Raw genomic sequence first — 15,496 nt, forward strand, 5'->3', positions numbered from 1 at the left:
TGACACCGCACCCCCGAGGTGCGTGGTCGAAGCACACCCAAGGAGACACGAGACCCGTGACGGACATCGTCGACGAGCTGAAGTGGCGGGGGCTGTTCTCGCAGTCCACCGACGAAGAAGCACTGCGCAAGGCGCTCGCGGACGGTCCCGTCACGTTCTATTGCGGCTTCGACCCGACGGCGGCCAGCCTGCACGTCGGGCATCTGGTGCAGGTCCTGACCGTGCGCCGCCTGCAGCAGGCGGGCCACCGCCCGCTCGCCCTGGTGGGCGGCGCCACGGGCCAGATCGGCGACCCGCGGCCGACCGCGGAGCGCACCCTGAACGACCCGGAGACGGTCGCGAACTGGGTGTCCCGGCTGCGCTCGCAGATCGAGCCGTTCCTGTCCTTCGAGGGCGAGAACGCCGCGGTCATGGTCAACAACCTGGACTGGACCGCGGGGATGTCCGCGATCGAGTTCCTGCGGGACATCGGCAAGCACTTCCGCGTGAACAAGATGCTCACCAAGGACTCGGTCGCCCGCCGCCTGGAGTCGCAGGAGGGCATCAGCTACACGGAGTTCAGCTACCAGCTGCTCCAGGGCATGGACTTCCTGGAGCTCTACCGCCGCCACGGCTGCACCCTGCAGCAGGGCGGCAGCGACCAGTGGGGCAACCTCACGGCGGGCATCGACCTGATCCACCGCCTGGAGCCGGACGCGACCGTGCACGCGCTCGCGACGCCCCTGATGACCAAGTCCGACGGCACCAAGTTCGGAAAGACCGAGGGCGGCGCCGTCTGGCTCGACCCGGAGATGACGACGCCGTACGCGTTCTACCAGTTCTGGCTGAACGTGGACGACCGGGACATCTCGCCGTACCTGCGCATCCTGAGCTTCCGCTCCCGCGAGGAACTGGAAGAGCTGGAGAAGCAGACCGAGGAGCGCCCGCAGGCGCGCGCCGCACAGCGCGCGCTCGCCGAGGAGCTGACCACCCTGGTGCACGGCGCCGACCAGTGCGCGGCCGTGATCGCCGCGTCGAAGGCGCTGTTCGGCCAGGGCGATCTGGTCGACCTGGACGAGGCGACGCTGGCGGCGGCGCTGTCCGAGCTGCCGCACATCCAGGTCGCCGAGCTGGGCCCGGTCGTGGACCTGTTCGCGGAGGTCGGCCTGGTGGCGAGCAAGTCGGCCGCGCGCCGCACGGTGAAGGAGGGCGGCGCGTACGTGAACAACACGAAGGTCGCCGCCGAGGACGCCGTGGCGGACCGCGCGGACCTGCTGCACGGGCGCTGGCTGGTGCTGCGGCGCGGCAAGAAGAACCTGGCGGCGGTCGAGGTCACGGGCTGACGGCCCGGATCAGCGCCGCGGCCTGACCGTCAGGCACAGCACGGCAGTGGGGCCGGTCCGCACGGACCGGCCCCACTGCTTCTCCCCGCCGTCAGGCTCGTCTCCCCGCCACTAGGCCGTCCGTTTGCCGCCCTTGATCATCTTGTACGCGGCGTCGCCGAGGCCCACCACCACGAGCGCCGCGGCCAGCTGGAGGGCGTGCCGCCCCCAGTCGATGCCCTTGGTCTCGTCGATGCCGAAGCCCGCGGCCATCCAGTTGCCGAGCACGGCGCCGATGATGCCGAAGATGGTCGTCAGCCAGAGCGGACTGTGCTGCTTGCCCGGCAGGATCGCCTTGGCGATGAGACCCAGCACGAATCCCACGATGATCGCCCACAACCAGCCCATAACTGCCTCCTCAGACGGCTCGACATGAGCATTACGCTCAGTGTCGGCCCATCCGCCATACGGCGCATGTCGGGCACCTCCATACGTGGCGCGACGCAGCCCCCACCAGGAGCCGAGCCGCCCCCCGGTCTACGCGTCGGCGCAGGCGCGGCGTAACGTGGTGGAGCGTCCAGGCCGGGGAGAGCCTGGCATGACGGGCAGGCGGTGGAACGTGATGCGGAAGCAGAGCAGCGCCCAGGTCTTCCGGATCACAGGGGCCCGGCAGGGCCTCGCGGACGACATCAAGGGCCGGCAGCGACGGTATGTGATCTCGATGTCGGTCCGTACTGTTTCAGTCATTGCCGCCGCGGTGCTCTGGAACGTCGAGCGGCACGTCGCTCTGGTCGCGCTGGTACTCGGAGTACTGCTTCCGTACGTCGCCGTGGTGATCGCCAACGCGGGCCGCGAGAACGCTCCGTCGCTGCCGTCAACCTTCGTACCGGCACCGTCGCGGCCGATGCTGCCGCCGACGGCGACCCGTGAACGGGCCGCGGAACCCGTCCCGGAAGATGTGACCGGGGTCACGCACGAGGACGTGAAGGCACGGTCGGGCGAACAGAGTTGACCGTCGACCTTACGCCAAGCTCACGAAAAGCTCAGATCAATCATGTAGTTCCAGTGCCAGGCGGCAGGTTCCCCGTGACATACTTCGTACGCGCTCCGCATCCCCCGTCGGAGCGACAGACCGACGCCGGGCAGCTCCCCCCGTGGCTGCTCGGCGTCGCCTTGTTTGGGATGAGTACGTGAGCGACGAAACACCGATCTGTTCCGCCAAGGGCTGCCGCGTCGCCGCGGTCTGGGTGCTCGCCTGGAACAACCCGAAGATCCACACTCCGGAGCGTCGCAAGACCTGGGTCGCGTGCGACGAGCACCGCGAGCACCTGTCCCAATTCCTGGGCGTACGAGGCTTCTTGAAGGACGTCGTGCCGCTCGCCGAGTGGGAGCAGCCCGAGGGCTCCACCGGCTGACCCGGCTGATCCGACGCCCCGGCGACTAGCCGCCGATCGCCGACATCGGGCGGTCGGGCTGGAGGAACGACGGGTCGTCGAGGCCGGAGCCCGCCTTCTTGCCCCACATCGCGAGCTTCCAGATGCGGGCGATCTCCTCGTCGTCGCTGCTCTCCGCGCGCAGCGCCGCCCTGAGGTCGGTCTCCTCGCTGGCGAACAGGCAGGTGCGCACCTGGCCGTCGGCCGTGAGCCGGGTGCGGTCGCAGGCGGAGCAGAACGGGCGCGTGACCGAGGCGATCACGCCGACGCGGTGCGGGCCGCCGTCGACGACCCAGCGCTCGGCCGGGGCGGAGCCGCGCTCCTCGGAGCCCTCCTCGGTGAGGGTGAAGCGGGTGCGCAGCGAGGTCAGGATGTCACCGGCCGTGATCATGCCGTCGCGCTTCCAGCCGTGCTGGGCGTCCAGGGGCATCTGCTCGATGAAGCGCAGTTCGTAGTCGTTCTCCACGGCCCAGGCGAGGAGGTCCGGGGCCTCGTCGTCGTTCAGGCCCGGCATCAGGACGGAGTTGACCTTGACCGGGGTCAGGCCCGCCTCGCGGGCGGCTTCGAGGCCTTCGAGGACGTCGCGGTGGCGGTCGCGGCGGGTGAGGGTCTTGAAGACGTCCGGGCGCAGGGTATCCAGGGAGACGTTGACCCGGTCGAGGCCCGCTTCCTTCAGGGCCTTGGCGGTGCGCTTGAGGCCGATGCCGTTCGTCGTCAGGGACATCTTGGGGCGCGGCTCCAGGGCGGCGCAGCGCTCGACGATGCCGACGAGGCCGGGGCGCAGCAGGGGCTCGCCGCCGGTGAAGCGGACTTCCTCGATGCCGAGGCGCGTGACGGCTATGCGGATGAGCCGGACGATCTCGTCGTCCGTGAGCAGGTCCGGCTTGGCCAGCCACTGCAGGCCCTCTTCCGGCATGCAGTACGTGCACCGCAGATTGCACCGGTCGGTCAGTGAAACCCGCAGATCGGTGGCCACTCGGCCGTACGTGTCGATGAGCACGTGGGCCCCCTCCCCGGTCCGGATCGGCAGTGTGGCGTCGTGACGCCCTTTGAGTACGAGCCTACGTGACGGTGCTGACATCGAAGAGGGGCATGATCCAACAGGAGCGGCGCGACCGCGTCGTAGAGATCTACGACGATCTCGGCGGCGCGGCCGCGCCGGGGTGCCCCGAGCGGGCCCGCGGTGGGCGGGCCCGGTCGGCTCAGTGCGCTCCGGTGCCGGTCAGGGACCGGACCTCCAGCTCCGCGTACTTCTCCTTGTCGGGCTCCTCCTTCGACAGGACGGTGCCGAGCCAGCCGAGCAGGAAGCCGACCGGGATGGAGATCAGGCCCGGGTTCTCCAGCGGGAACCAGTGGAAGTCGACGCCCTTGAACATGGACGTCTTCTCGTTGCCGGAGACGACGGGCGAGAACAGCACCAGGACGACGGCGGTGGTGAGGCCGCCGTAGATCGACCACAGCGCGCCCTGGGTGGTGAACCGCTTCCAGAAGAGGCTGTAGAGGATCGTCGGCAGGTTCGCGGACGCGGCCACGGCGAAGGCGAGGGCCACCAGGCCGGCCACGTTCAGGTCGCGGGCGAGGGCGCCGAGGCCGATGGAGACGAGGCCGATGAAGACGGTCGCCCAGCGCGCGGCCTTGACCTCCTGCTTCTCGCTGGCCTTGCCCTTCTTGATGACGTTGGCGTAGATGTCGTGCGCGAACGACGAGGACGAGGCGAGGGTGAGGCCCGCGACGACCGCGAGGATCGTGGCGAACGCGACGGCGGAGATCGTCGCCAGCAGGATGGCGCCCCAGTTGGAGTCCACTCCCCCCAGATGGAGGGCGAGCAGGGGCGCCGCGGTGTTGCCCGCCGGATTGGAGTCGGTGATCTCCTTGGGCGAGATCAGCGCGGCGGCGCCGAAGCCCAGTGCGATCGTCATCAGGTAGAAGGCGCCGATGATGCCGATGGCCCAGTTCACTGACTTCCGGGCGGCCTTGGCCGTCGGCACCGTGTAGAAGCGGATGAGGATGTGCGGCAGGCCCGCGGTGCCGAGCACCAGGGCGATGCCGAGCGAGATGAAGTCCAGCTTGGACGTCGCCGTCGCGCCGTACTTCAGTCCTGGCTCCAGGAACGGCGCGCCCTTGCCGCTGTTCTCGGCGGCGCTGCCGAGCAGGTCGGAGATGTTGAAGTCGAACTTCAGGAGCACCAGGAAGGTCAGCAGGAGAGCGCCCGCGATCAGCAGCACGGCCTTGACCATCTGCACCCAGGTGGTGCCCTTCATGCCGCCGATGGTGACGTACACGATCATCAGGACGCCGACGAGCGCGACGATGGCGACCTTGCCGCCGTCACTGGTGATGCCGAGGAGCAGCGAGACCAGGACGCCCGCGCCCGCCATCTGCGCGAGCAGGTAGAAGATCGAGACGACGATGGTGGAGGTGCCCGCGGCGGTGCGCACGGGGCGCTGGCGCATGCGGTACGCCAGGACGTCGCCCATGGTGTAGCGGCCGGAGTTGCGCAGCGGCTCGGCGACCAGGAGCAGCGCCACCAGCCAGGCGACCAGGAAGCCGATGGAGTACAGGAAGCCGTCGTAGCCGAACAGGGCGATGGCGCCCGCGATGCCGAGGAAGGACGCGGCGGACATGTAGTCGCCGGAGACGGCGAGGCCGTTCTGGAAGCCGGTGAACTGCCGTCCGCCGGCGTAGAAGTCGGCGGCGCTCTTGGTCTGCCGGCCGGCCCACACGGTGATGACGAGGGTGGCGACGACGAAGACCGCGAACAGTGTGATGATCAGCGGCCGGTGCTCGCTGGCCTCGTTCGCGGCCAGCACGGTGCTCTGCGCCGAGTGGAGCTGAAGGGTGCTCACGCGCCGCCCTCCATCCGGGACTTGATGGCCTCTGCCTTGGGGTCGAGCTTGCTGGCGGCGTGGCGGGAGTACCACCAGGCGATGAGGAACGTGGTCAGGAACTGGGCGAGGCCGAGGACCAGGGCCACGTTGATGTTGCCGAGCACCTTGGTGCCCATGAAGTCGCCCGCGTAGTTCGAGAGCAGGACGTACACCAGGTACCAGGCGATGAACGCGATGGTCAGCGGGAACGCGAACGAGCGGTGGGCGGTGCGCAGTTCGCCGAACTCCGCGCTCTGCTGCACCGCGACGAACTCCTCCGTGGAGGGCGTGACGGGGGTGGGTTCTGAGCCGCCCTTCGATGGTGGCGGTACGTCGGTGGCCACGGAGTCTCCTCGTGGGACGGGGGTGGTGGGGAGGTGTGGTGCCGGGGCGGGGGGTTCGGGGAGGTGGGGGGAGTCGGAGGTGGTGCGGTGCATGGGGGTCTGCGTTCTCTGCTCTCGGGCCGTCGTGGGTGGCACGGATAGTGACACGGATCACGTGGCCGCGGATGGTGATGCTAAGCCCCGGGGACGTGATCCGACAGGGGGTCGATATTGGTTCTGTCCGCTGTTCAACGTCTCGGCGGCGCGCCCGAAGCGGTCGAACTCACGCTTTTCCCGCTTTCTTCGGGAAGCCATTGCTGGCCTGGGAGTTCGGGGGATAACTTCACCCTGCACCACTCGTCATGCACCTGCCCGAGCACCAGCAGTGTTCGGGCAGTTCCGTATCCGGATGATGTGGAGATCCCATGGCTCATCTGCGCTCGTCACGCACGTCGCGCTCCAGACGCCTGGCGCTCGCGCTGCCGCTCGGTGTCGTGCTCGCCGCAGCGGTCGGCTTCGCGCCCGGCGCCGCGACCGCCGCCCCGCTCGACCCTCCCGGCTCCAGCACGGCGCGGGCCGCGGACACCGACGCGGCCGGCAAGCTGGCGTACGTCGTCAACACCAGGTCGGACGCCAAGACCTTGGCGCGGGTGAAGAAGGCGATAGCCGAGGCCGACGGCACGGTCGTCGTCACGTACGCGAAAATAGGCGTGATCGTCGCCCACTCGGCCAATCCGGACTTCGGCAAGACGCTGCGCGACGTGCGCGGTGTCCACTCCGCGGGCGCCACCCGCACCTCGCCGCTCACCCCGGCCGCCACGACGCAGGAGGGCGCGCCGACCTTCGTGTCGAAGGAGCGGGCCAAGGCGCTCAAGCAGCGGGCCGCGGCGGGCAAGGGCGGCGCCGCCGCCCAGGAGCCGCTGGAAGCCGACCAGTGGGATCTGCGGGCCATCGGCGCCGACAAGGCGGCGCAGATCAACCCGGGCAGCAAGAAGGTCACCGTCGGCGTCATCGACACCGGTGTGGACGACACCCACCCCGACCTCGCGCCCAACTTCTCGGCCAAGCAGTCCGCGAGCTGTGTCGGCGGCAAGGCCGACACCTCCCCCGGCGCCTGGCGCCCGGAGAAGCCCGAGCACTACCACGGCACCCATGTGGCGGGCGAGGTCGCCGCCGCGCGCAACAACGTCGGCGTCGCGGGTGTCGCGCCCGGCGTGAAGGTCGCGGGCATCAAGGTGGCCGACCCGGTCAGCGAGCTGTTCTTCCCGGAGAGCGTGGTCTGCGCCTTCGTGTTCGCCGCCGACAACGGCATCGAGATCACCAACAACAGCTACTACGTGGACCCGTGGCTGTACAACTGCAAGGACGACCCGGACCAGCGGGCCATCCTCGACGCGGTCAACCGCGCCCAGCTGTACGCCCAGCGCAAGGGCACCCTGAACCTCGCCTCCGCGGGCAACTCCAACCACGACCTGGACGCGGACGAGATCCTCGACGAGTCGAGCCCCGACGACTCCACGCCGGTCCCCCGCACCATCGACCCGCACGAGTGCCTCGACATCCCGACCCAGCTCCCGGGCGTCGTGACGGTCAGCGCGACGGGCGTGTACAAGGCCAAGTCGTACTACTCGACGTACGGCAACGGCGTCGTCGACATCGCGGCCCCCGGCGGCGACCGGCGCTACCAGAAGCCGACCGACACCCCCTCCAAGGACGGCGGCATCCTCTCCACGATGCCGGGCGGCCAGTACGCGTGGCTGCAGGGCACGTCCATGGCGTCCCCGCACGCGGCCGGTGTCGCCGCGCTCCTGAAGTCCACGCACCCGAAGGCGGGTCCGGCGGAGCTGCAGCGGCTGCTCAAGCGGCAGGCCGACAACCCGGGCTGCCCGACGAAGCCGTACGACCCCGACGGCGACGGCAAGGTCGACGCCGTCTGCAAGGGCGGCAAGAACAGGAACGGCTTCTACGGCCACGGGATCGTCGACGCGCTCGACGCCGTGAAGAAGTAAGGGGAACGGCACCTTGAGCAGCAAGCACACCAGCGGGACCGGCCGGGCCGGACGCCGCGCCGTCGCCCTTCCCCTCGGCGTCGCGGTGATCTCCGCGCTCGCCTTCCTGCCGGGCACCGCGTCCGCGCGGAGCGACGCCCCGGCGGCGCCCTCGGCGCCCGCAGCACCCGGCGTCGGCGTCCTCGCCGCGGCCGCGGACGGTTCGACGATGAGCTATGTCGTCAACGTCCGCACCGGGCAGGGCGGTTGGGCGGCCAAGTACGTCAAGAAGGCCATCGCCAAGGCCGACGGCAAGGTCGTGATCTCGTACGACAAGATCGGTGTGATCGTCGTCCACTCCGCGAACCCCGACTTCGCGAAGACGATCCGCAAGGTCAAGGGCGTGCAATCGGCCGGTGCCACGCGCACCGCGCCGCTGTCGGCGCAGTCCAGCGACGACATCGACGCCGCGCGTCCGCTGTCCGCCAAGGAGGCCGAGGCCGCCGCGGGCAAGGCGGGGGCCGGGCAGGACGAGTTCGAGCCGCTGCAGTGGGACCTGCCCGCCATGAAGGCGGACCAGGCCCACAAGGTGTCCCTCGGCAGCCCGAAGGTGACCGTCGGCGTCCTCGACTCCGGCGTCGACGACACCCACCCGGACATCGCGCCGAACTTCGACAGGCGCGCCTCGGCGAGCTGTCTGGGCGGCGTGCCCACGCAGAAGGACAACGCGTGGCGTCCGGTGGCCAAGGAGAGCGACCACGGCATGCACGTGGCGGGCACCATCGCCGCCGCGAAGAACGGCACCGGTGTCACGGGTGTCGCGCCGGGCGTGAAGGTCGCGAGCCTGAAGGTGGCCGAGCCAGCGACCGGCATGTACTACACGGAGGCCGTCGTCTGCGGCTTCATGTGGGCGGCCGACCACGGCGTGGACGTCACGAACAGCAGCTACTACACCGACCCGTGGCTGTTCAACTGCCGTACCGACGCCGACCAGAAGGCACTGGTCGACGCGGTCGGGCGGGCGACCAGGTACGCGGAGCGCAAGGGCGCGGTGAACGTCGCCGCGGCCGGCAACGCGGAGACGGACCTCGCCCAGGACGAGATCGTCGACGAGTCGAGCCCGGACGACACGACGCCCGTCAAGCGGACCATCAAGACCGCGGACTGCCTCGACATACCGTCGCAGCTCCCGGGCGTGGTGACGGTGTCGTCGACGGGCGCGAAGGGCATCAAGTCGTCGTTCTCGAACTACGGCAAGGGCGTCATCGACATCGCGGCGCCGGGCGGCGACTCCACCGCCTTCCAGAAGCCGCAGCCGCCCGCCACCAGCGGGCTGATCCTGTCGACGCTGCCGGGCGGCAAGTTCGGCTACAAGGCCGGTACGTCGATGGCCTCGCCGCACACCGCGGGCGTGGCCGCGCTCATCAAGTCGACGCACCCGAAGGCCTCCGCGGCCCGGGTGAAGGCCCTGCTGTACCGCCAGGCCGACGCGATGGCGTGCACCGACCCCTACGACATCGACGGCGACGGCAAGGTCGACGCGGTGTGCGCGGGCGGGAAGAACAAGAACGGCTTCTACGGCGTGGGCATGTCCGACGCGCTGGACGCCGTGCGCAAGTAACGCCTCAGTGAGGTGGTGAGGGCCGGGCGGTGTGCGGACCGCCCGGCCCTTCGCGAGAGGATGCATGGCATGTACGCGTACCAGGACTCGACGTTCGTCTACGAAGGGCAGCAGCAGTGGCGGGCCGAACCTGACCGCCCCGGATGGCAGTTGTGGCTCCGGTTCGTGCTGACCGTGCTGGTCCTGCCGGTGTGGTGGCTGCTGCTCCTCGCCTTCGCGCTCGTCATGATCGTGGTCGCGATGTTCGCCGAGATCCTGACCGTCATCCCGGGCTTCGAGCGCGGCGCCGAGCGCGCCATGGACTCCGTCATCGGCAAGATCTCCCTCTGGCCGCGCTGGGCCGTGACCTGGCCCGAGCTGAACCACGAGGGCGACACCGCCTTCCACGCCGCGCGGGTCGACGCGTACCTGGACAAGTGGACGAAGCGCGCGGCCAGGCCCAAGGCCCCGAAGAAGCCCGCGCCCCCGACGGAGTGCGAGGTGCCGTGGCGCACGTACCGGGGCGTCGGCGGCGCGTACGTCGTCGAGGCGGCGGCGCGGCGCGGCTGGGAGCTGCGGCCGTCCGACCCGGCGCAGGAGATCCGGCTGTGGTGGTCGGCGGCTTCGGCGGCGGGGGCCACGGGGCCGGGGGTCGCGGGGCCGGGCGCTGGTGGGCCAGGGGCCCCGGGGCCGGGGGCTTTTGGTCCTGCGACGGGGTACCCGCCCGCGGGCACGGCATAGTGACTGTATGACGCAATCACCCTTGGACGGCGCCGCGGTCGCCTGGGACGCGCTCGGGGGCGACCCCGCGCTCCTGTCCCGCCTCTCCCCCGTCGTACGCGAGGACACCCTGCCCGCGCGGCTCCCGGTGCGGGCGCTCGCGCGGTCCTGTGTGGGCGTCTGCGCGCTCGCCGCCGCCGAGTTGGCGGCCCTGCGCACGGGGCGGGACGTGCCGCACGCGCGCGTGGACGACGGTTCGGTGGCCGCCGCGTTCGCCAGTGAACGGCACCTCCTCGTGAACGGGCGCGCGCCGGAGTCGTTCGCGCCCCTGTCGCGCTTCTGGCGCACCGCCGACGGCTGGGTGCGCACGCACGCCAACTACCCGCACCACCGGGCCCGCCTGCTCGCCGCGCTGGGTCTCGGCGACGGCGAGGCGTCCGTGGAGCGCGTCGGCGCCCGCCTCGCGGAGCTGCCCGCCGCCGAGGCCGAGGAGGCGGTGTACGCCGCCGGGGGCCTGGCCGTCGCCCTGCGCACGCCGCAGGAGTGGGCCGCGCATCCCCAGGGGGTCGCAGTGGCCGGGCTCCCCCTCGTGGGCCGGGAGCGGCTCGGTGACGGCGCCCCGCCCGCGACGGCGCCCCTCCGGGCCGCGGCCACGGACCCGCTCCTGCCCGCCGCCGGGCTGCGCGTCCTCGACCTCACGCGCGTCATCGCCGGACCGGTCGCCACCCGTACGCTCGCCCTGCTCGGCGCCGACGTGCTGCGCGTCGACCCGCCGCACCTGCCCGAACTCCCCGACCAGCACGCCGACACGGGCTTCGGCAAGCGCTCCGCCACCCTCGACCTCGGCGCCCCCGCGGACCGGCGCGCCTTCGAGGACCTGCTCGCCCGGGCCGACGTGGTCGTGACCGGCTACCGGCCCGGCACCCTCGATCGGTTCGGGCTCGCCCCCGAGGCGCTGGCCGAGCGGCGGCCCGGCCTCGTCGTGGCGCAGCTCTCGGCGTGGGGCACGAGCGGCCCGTGGTCCGGCCGCCGCGGCTTCGACAGCCTGGTGCAGGTGGCCACGGGCATCGCGGTGGCCGAGGGCGCGCCGGACGCGCCCGGTGCGCTGCCCGCGCAGGCGCTGGACCACGGCACGGGGTATCTGCTGGCCGCGGCGGTGCTGCGGGCGCTGTCGGAGCGGCTGGGGGGAACCGCCGACGGCACGGGTGGCACGCCGGTGGTGCGGCTCGCTCTCGCGCGGACGGCGGCGTGGCTCACGGGCTGGCCTACGTACGCGGCGGATCCCTGGCTCACCGGGACGGACGGTCCGCTGGGTCTGCTGCGGCACGCCCTCCCGCCGGTGTCCTTCGACGGCGGGCCCGTGAACTGGGGGCGGCCGCCGGGCGGTTGGGGCGGGGATGCCCCTGTGTGGCGGTGAGCGGGGCCGGACGGTCGGAATGACATTCCGCCAGTTGTTTGCCCGGACTTGCCCGGGAGTGCGACGACTGGTGAAGATCTTGTGGTGAGCTCCATACGACCGCCAGGGGACCCGGGTGGCGAGGCCACGGCCGGGACGGCCGCCTCCTCGTCGCACCCGGGGTATTCGGCCCCGCCGCACCGTCCGGGGGACGCGGGCCCGGCCGGCGCGCACGCGGCTCCGGCCGACACGACGCGTCCGGCCGTGCCCGACACGGCGTATCCGGACCCGGCCGACACGCTGCACCTCACCGTGCGGCGCACTCCGGACCCTGCCGACACCTTGCGCCTCACCGTGCGGCGCACGGAGCACCCCTCCGCGCCGCCCGCCGCTGCCCCGACCTCCCGAACCACCGCGCCCCGCCGCCCGTCCTCCCGCCGTGCCGTCGCCGTGCTCGTCCTCGTGGCCGTCGCGGCCGTGGTGCCGCTCTTCGGGCCCGCCGCCGTCCTGGACGGCACCGGTGAGGCCGAGGCGCCGGGCACGCCGGGCATCACGTTCCTGCGGACGGTGCTGTTCGCCGCGCTGTGCGTGCAGGTGGGCGAGGTGTTCGTGCGGCGGCTCGCGCGCCGGGTGCCGGGGGCGCCGCTCGCGTCGGCGCCGCCGGGGTGGGGGTGGTGGGCGGCCGTCGCGGGCGGTGTCGCCGCGCTCGGCCTGGCCTCGATCGTGGCCAGCGGCAACCTGGTGCCGCACCAGCCGTCCGACCTGGACGTCGGCGGCCTGTACCAGTCGCGGGACGGCCGCCTCGCGCTCCTCGAGGTCAACGCCTTCGTCGTGGCCGCCCTGTGCGCCCGCTCGCGCCGCCCGGACAGCGCGGTCCTGCCGCTGGCCGCCGTGATCGTGGCGGAGGCGCTGCGCGCCCACCCGCCGACGGAGGAGGCCGCGCTCGTCGGCTCGGGGCTGACCCTGGTGCACCTGACGTGCGCGGCGCTGTGGGCGGGCGGCCTGCTGTACGCGCTGCGTACGCTGCGGAGCTGGCGAAGGACCGCCCCGGAGGCGGGCGTTGCCGTGCTCGGCCGCTACGCGCGCGTGGCCGCCGTCCTGTTCGCCGCCATCACCGCGAGCGGAATCGTCAGCACGCTGCGCCGGATGCCGCCGGACACCGTGGCGGACCAGCTGACGGACACCGCCTACGGCCGCACCCTGCTCGCCAAGGTGCTGCTCGTGGCCGTCGTCGCCGTCCTCGCGCTGCTCTCCCGGCGCCGGCTGAAGCGGTCGCCCCGGGCCACGCTCAGCACGTACGCGCCCGCGCGCGCCGAGGTGATGGCACTCGGGGCCGTGGTCGCGGTGTCGGCGCTGCTCACCGTCGTTCCGGTGCCGATCCGTTGGTGAGGGTGGCGGTGAGCACGCCCCGGGTCAGGAGGGCCTGGGCGGCCAGGTAGGTCAGCATGATCCAGAAGTCGGGGCGGGGTGCCTGCGCCCAGTCGGCGACGTCCGTGGCGATGAGGGTGTCCGACAGGAGGAAGAGGCCGCCGCCCGCCGCGGCGGTCAGGCCGAGGGTGGTCGCGCCGAAGGCCATGGCGGTCAGGAGCAGGCTGTAGCCCGCCACCGGGATCCGCATGTCCGACGGCAGGTCGGGCCACAGGAGCGCCACGGTGACGATCAGGGCGCAGGCGTAGGTGGCCACGACGAAGGTGCCCCGGGCCGGGGCGTGGTGCTCGCCGTGTCTGCGGAACAGGGCCAGGTAGCAGAGGTGGCCGACGGCGAAGGAGCCCATGCCCGCGAGGAAGAGCGGGTCGGCGTCGCCGAGGAGGAGGACGTCGCCGCCCCAGCCGAAGAGGAGGGCCGCCACCAGGAGGGGCGGGCCCTGGCGGAGGACCGCGTAGGCCGCGAGCAGGGGCATCAGGAGCGGCTTCAGGACGGTGTGGCCCGTGTCGGCCCCCAGGGCGAGGGCCGAGAGGTCGCCGGCCGCCACGAGGGCGAAGGCCGCGAGGACCACCGTGCCGTAGCCGTGCCTCCTGGACGTCGGCGGATCGGCGCCCGGCGCCGGGGGTGGTGCCGCGAGCGTCGGCTCGCCCGGCTCCGCGCGGGTCACGCCGCGGGCTCCGTCGTGCGCTCCTGCGTCGGCACCGGCACCGCCGTCGCCTCCGGTGGCCGGGACGGCTGCCAGCCCGGGCCCCGGAAGACCCGGCCCGCCCGCTCGCCCCAGCTGGAGGCGCTCTTCAGGTCCCTGGCGATCGCCGCGTACTCGTGGGTGGCGACGCGCAGCGGGTTGTACGTCGTGATGTTCTTCGTGAGGCCGTAGACCGGGCGGTCAGTCTCGGGGACCCAGGAGCGGAACAGGCGGTCCCAGACGATCAGGATGCCGCCGAAGTTGCGGTCCAGGTAGCCGCCCTGCGAGGCGTGGTGGACGCGGTGGTGGGAGGGCGTGTTGAAGACGTACTCGATGGGCCGGGGCAGCTTGCCGATGCGTTCGGTGTGGATCCAGAACTGGTAGACGAGGTTCGTCGCCGAACAGAAGGCGAGGGCGGCAGGGTGCACGCCGAGGGCGATCAGCGGCAGGTAGAACGGCCACACCGTGAGGCTCGTCCAGGGCTGGCGGAGCGCGGTGGTGAAGTTGAACTTCTCGCTGGAGTGGTGCACCACGTGGCAGGCCCACAGGACGCGGATCACGTGGTGGCCGCGGTGCGACCAGTAGTAGAAGAAGTCCTGCGCGAGCAGCATCAGCGGAATCGTCCACCACAGGACGGGCACGCGCAGCGGCGTCAGCGCGTACACCCCGGAGTAGACGGCGACGATCGGGATCTTCCAGAGGAAGTCGAAGACCAGGCTGCCGAGCCCCATGGTGATGCTGGTGGCGGCGTCCTTGGTCTCGTACCCGGCGGCGTCCTCGTCGGGGTGGACCCGGTGGCTGATGATCTCGACGACCGTGAGCACCACGAAGGCGGGGATGGACCACAGCACGACATCGGGCAGGTTCGGGGACATGCGTGCACGGTAGAACGGCCTCTGGGCTGCCGCTAGGGGTTGTTACCGATAAGTATTACCGCGGGTACGGCCCTGGTTTTTGGTGATCTCCGCCAATGCGGGGCGCAGGTCCGTACCACCGCCTCACACCCCGGCCGCGCCGAGCAGCGCCCCCGCCCCGTACGTCACCGCCATCGCGAGCGCCCCGCCCGCCACGTTCCGCACGACGGCGGGCCGCACCGCCGCGGCGCCGAGCCGGGCGCTGCTGAGGCCGGTGAGGGCGAGCGCGCCGAGCACCGAGAGGACAGTGACGCCAAGGCGCCAATCGGCGGGCGGGAGCACCATGGCGAGCAGCGGGAGCAGCGCGCCCGCGGTGAACGCGAGGAAGCTCGCCCACGCGGCGTGCCAGGGGTTGGTCAGCTCGTCGGGGTCGATGCCGAGCTCCACGCGCGCGTGGGCGCGCAGGGCGTCCCGCTCGGTGAGCTGCACGGCGGCCTCGCGGGCCACGTCACGGCTGAGCCCTCGCTCTTCGAGGAGGTCGGTCAGCTCGGCGAGTTCGGCCTCGGGCTGCTCGCGCAGTTCGCGCTTCTCCATGGCCAGGGCGGCCTTCTCGGAGTCGCGCTGGGTGGACACGGAGACGTACTCGCCCGCGGCCATCGACATCGACCCGGCGAGCAGTCCGGCGAGGCCCGCCGTCAGGATCGTGGCGCGCTCGTCGGTGGCACCGGCGACACCGACGACGAGGCCCGCGGTGGACACGATGCCGTCGTTGGCGCCGAGGACCGCGGCCCGCAGCCAGTTGAGGCGGGTGCCGAGCGCCCCGCCGTGGGCCTCGTCGTGGTCGGGGGCGGGCGCGGAATCGCTCATCCGGGGAGGGTCTCACCCGGTGCGCCGCCCGCACGGC

General features: G+C 71.9%; 15 protein-coding genes. 8 read left to right on the forward strand and 7 right to left on the reverse strand.

All coding sequences use genetic code 11. The features are described from left to right. Positions 1-56 precede the first annotated feature (56 nt). Entirely contained in the window at positions 57-1,322 is a 1,266-nt protein-coding gene (tyrS, locus tag OO63_RS24225) for a tyrosine--tRNA ligase (RefSeq protein ID WP_030361369.1), read from the forward strand. Positions 1,323-1,433: 111 nt separating this feature from the next. Here tyrS and OO63_RS24230 read toward each other — a convergent pair whose 3' ends face one another. Next, a complete protein-coding gene (locus tag OO63_RS24230) occupies positions 1,434-1,709 on the reverse strand; it encodes a GlsB/YeaQ/YmgE family stress response membrane protein (protein WP_030361368.1) in 276 nt (91 codons plus the stop codon). Positions 1,710-1,923: 214 nt separating this feature from the next. Between OO63_RS24230 and OO63_RS24235 the strand changes: the two genes are divergently transcribed. Together OO63_RS24235 and OO63_RS24240 are read left to right on the forward strand one after the other, a co-directional pair. Further along, on the forward strand, positions 1,924-2,313 hold the full coding sequence (locus tag OO63_RS24235) for a DUF3099 domain-containing protein (protein WP_051811140.1): 390 nt from the start codon (positions 1,924-1,926) through the stop codon (positions 2,311-2,313). 178 nt (positions 2,314-2,491) lie between these two features. Further along, the gene (locus OO63_RS24240) at positions 2,492-2,716 is read left to right on the forward strand and encodes a hypothetical protein (protein ID WP_030361366.1); all 225 of its coding nucleotides are present in this window, start codon (positions 2,492-2,494) and stop codon (positions 2,714-2,716) included. A gap of 25 nt (positions 2,717-2,741) precedes the next feature. Here OO63_RS24240 and moaA read toward each other — a convergent pair whose 3' ends face one another. The 3 genes from moaA to OO63_RS24255 form a co-directional block, all read right to left on the reverse strand. After that, positions 2,742-3,734, reverse strand: a complete 993-nt coding sequence (gene moaA, locus OO63_RS24245) for a GTP 3',8-cyclase MoaA (protein ID WP_030361365.1) — start codon at positions 3,732-3,734, stop codon at positions 2,742-2,744. A gap of 202 nt (positions 3,735-3,936) precedes the next feature. Next, positions 3,937-5,580, reverse strand: a complete 1,644-nt coding sequence (locus tag OO63_RS24250; RefSeq protein WP_030361364.1) for a solute symporter family protein — start codon at positions 5,578-5,580, stop codon at positions 3,937-3,939. Next, the gene (locus OO63_RS24255) at positions 5,577-5,945 is read right to left on the reverse strand and encodes a DUF485 domain-containing protein (protein WP_030361363.1); all 369 of its coding nucleotides are present in this window, start codon (positions 5,943-5,945) and stop codon (positions 5,577-5,579) included. The genes OO63_RS24250 and OO63_RS24255 overlap by 4 nt, the downstream gene beginning before the upstream one ends. Before the next feature lie 404 nt (positions 5,946-6,349). On the opposite strand from OO63_RS24255, the gene OO63_RS24260 reads away from it, so the two are divergent. The 5 genes from OO63_RS24260 to OO63_RS24280 all read left to right on the forward strand — a co-directional run bounded on the left by OO63_RS24260 (position 6,350) and on the right by OO63_RS24280 (position 13,017). Continuing rightward, on the forward strand, positions 6,350-7,933 hold the full coding sequence (locus OO63_RS24260) for a S8 family peptidase (RefSeq protein WP_030361362.1): 1,584 nt from the start codon (positions 6,350-6,352) through the stop codon (positions 7,931-7,933). Positions 7,934-7,946: 13 nt separating this feature from the next. After that, positions 7,947-9,533, forward strand: a complete 1,587-nt coding sequence (locus tag OO63_RS24265) for a S8 family peptidase (protein WP_030361361.1) — start codon at positions 7,947-7,949, stop codon at positions 9,531-9,533. A 69-nt stretch (positions 9,534-9,602) separates the two neighbouring features. After that, the gene (locus OO63_RS24270; RefSeq protein ID WP_063750447.1) at positions 9,603-10,253 is read left to right on the forward strand and encodes a hypothetical protein; all 651 of its coding nucleotides are present in this window, start codon (positions 9,603-9,605) and stop codon (positions 10,251-10,253) included. 7 nt (positions 10,254-10,260) lie between these two features. Then, positions 10,261-11,649: a CoA transferase gene (locus OO63_RS24275; RefSeq protein ID WP_030361359.1), complete on the forward strand. Its 1,389-nt coding sequence runs from the start codon at positions 10,261-10,263 to the stop codon at positions 11,647-11,649. A 333-nt stretch (positions 11,650-11,982) separates the two neighbouring features. Next, complete coding sequence (locus OO63_RS24280) at positions 11,983-13,017, forward strand: CopD family protein (protein ID WP_030361358.1); 1,035 nt, start codon at positions 11,983-11,985, stop codon at positions 13,015-13,017. Here the strand turns inward: OO63_RS24280 and OO63_RS24285 are convergent. The 3 genes from OO63_RS24285 to OO63_RS24295 all read right to left on the reverse strand — a co-directional run bounded on the left by OO63_RS24285 (position 12,986) and on the right by OO63_RS24295 (position 15,459). Beyond that, entirely contained in the window at positions 12,986-13,624 is a 639-nt protein-coding gene (locus OO63_RS24285) for a lysoplasmalogenase (RefSeq protein ID WP_030361357.1), read from the reverse strand. The genes OO63_RS24280 and OO63_RS24285 overlap by 32 nt on opposite strands. A gap of 92 nt (positions 13,625-13,716) precedes the next feature. Continuing rightward, positions 13,717-14,613: a sterol desaturase family protein gene (locus tag OO63_RS41535; protein ID WP_030361356.1), complete on the reverse strand. Its 897-nt coding sequence runs from the start codon at positions 14,611-14,613 to the stop codon at positions 13,717-13,719. Positions 14,614-14,736: 123 nt separating this feature from the next. Further along, positions 14,737-15,459 (reverse strand): VIT1/CCC1 transporter family protein, encoded by a 723-nt coding sequence (locus OO63_RS24295; protein WP_030361355.1) that lies wholly within the window; start codon positions 15,457-15,459, stop codon positions 14,737-14,739. Positions 15,460-15,496 lie beyond the last annotated feature (37 nt).

This window comes from Streptomyces alboflavus, from assembly GCF_000716675.1.
GTDB classification, from domain to species: Bacteria; Actinomycetota; Actinomycetes; order Streptomycetales; family Streptomycetaceae; genus Streptomyces; species Streptomyces alboflavus.

Excerpts from the sequence above, each read along its gene's own strand:
- OO63_RS24235 (WP_051811140.1), top strand. The coding sequence starts at position 1,924 with ATGCGGAAGCAGAGCAGCGCCCAGGTCTTCCGGATCACAGGGGCCCGG.
- OO63_RS24295 (WP_030361355.1), bottom strand. The coding sequence starts at position 15,459 with ATGAGCGATTCCGCGCCCGCCCCCGACCACGACGAGGCCCACGGCGGG.
- OO63_RS24230 (WP_030361368.1), bottom strand. The coding sequence starts at position 1,709 with ATGGGCTGGTTGTGGGCGATCATCGTGGGATTCGTGCTGGGTCTCATC.
- OO63_RS24275 (WP_030361359.1), top strand. The coding sequence starts at position 10,261 with ATGACGCAATCACCCTTGGACGGCGCCGCGGTCGCCTGGGACGCGCTC.
- OO63_RS41535 (WP_030361356.1), bottom strand. The coding sequence starts at position 14,613 with ATGTCCCCGAACCTGCCCGATGTCGTGCTGTGGTCCATCCCCGCCTTC.
- OO63_RS24270 (WP_063750447.1), top strand. The coding sequence starts at position 9,603 with ATGTACGCGTACCAGGACTCGACGTTCGTCTACGAAGGGCAGCAGCAG.
- OO63_RS24260 (WP_030361362.1), top strand. The coding sequence starts at position 6,350 with ATGGCTCATCTGCGCTCGTCACGCACGTCGCGCTCCAGACGCCTGGCG.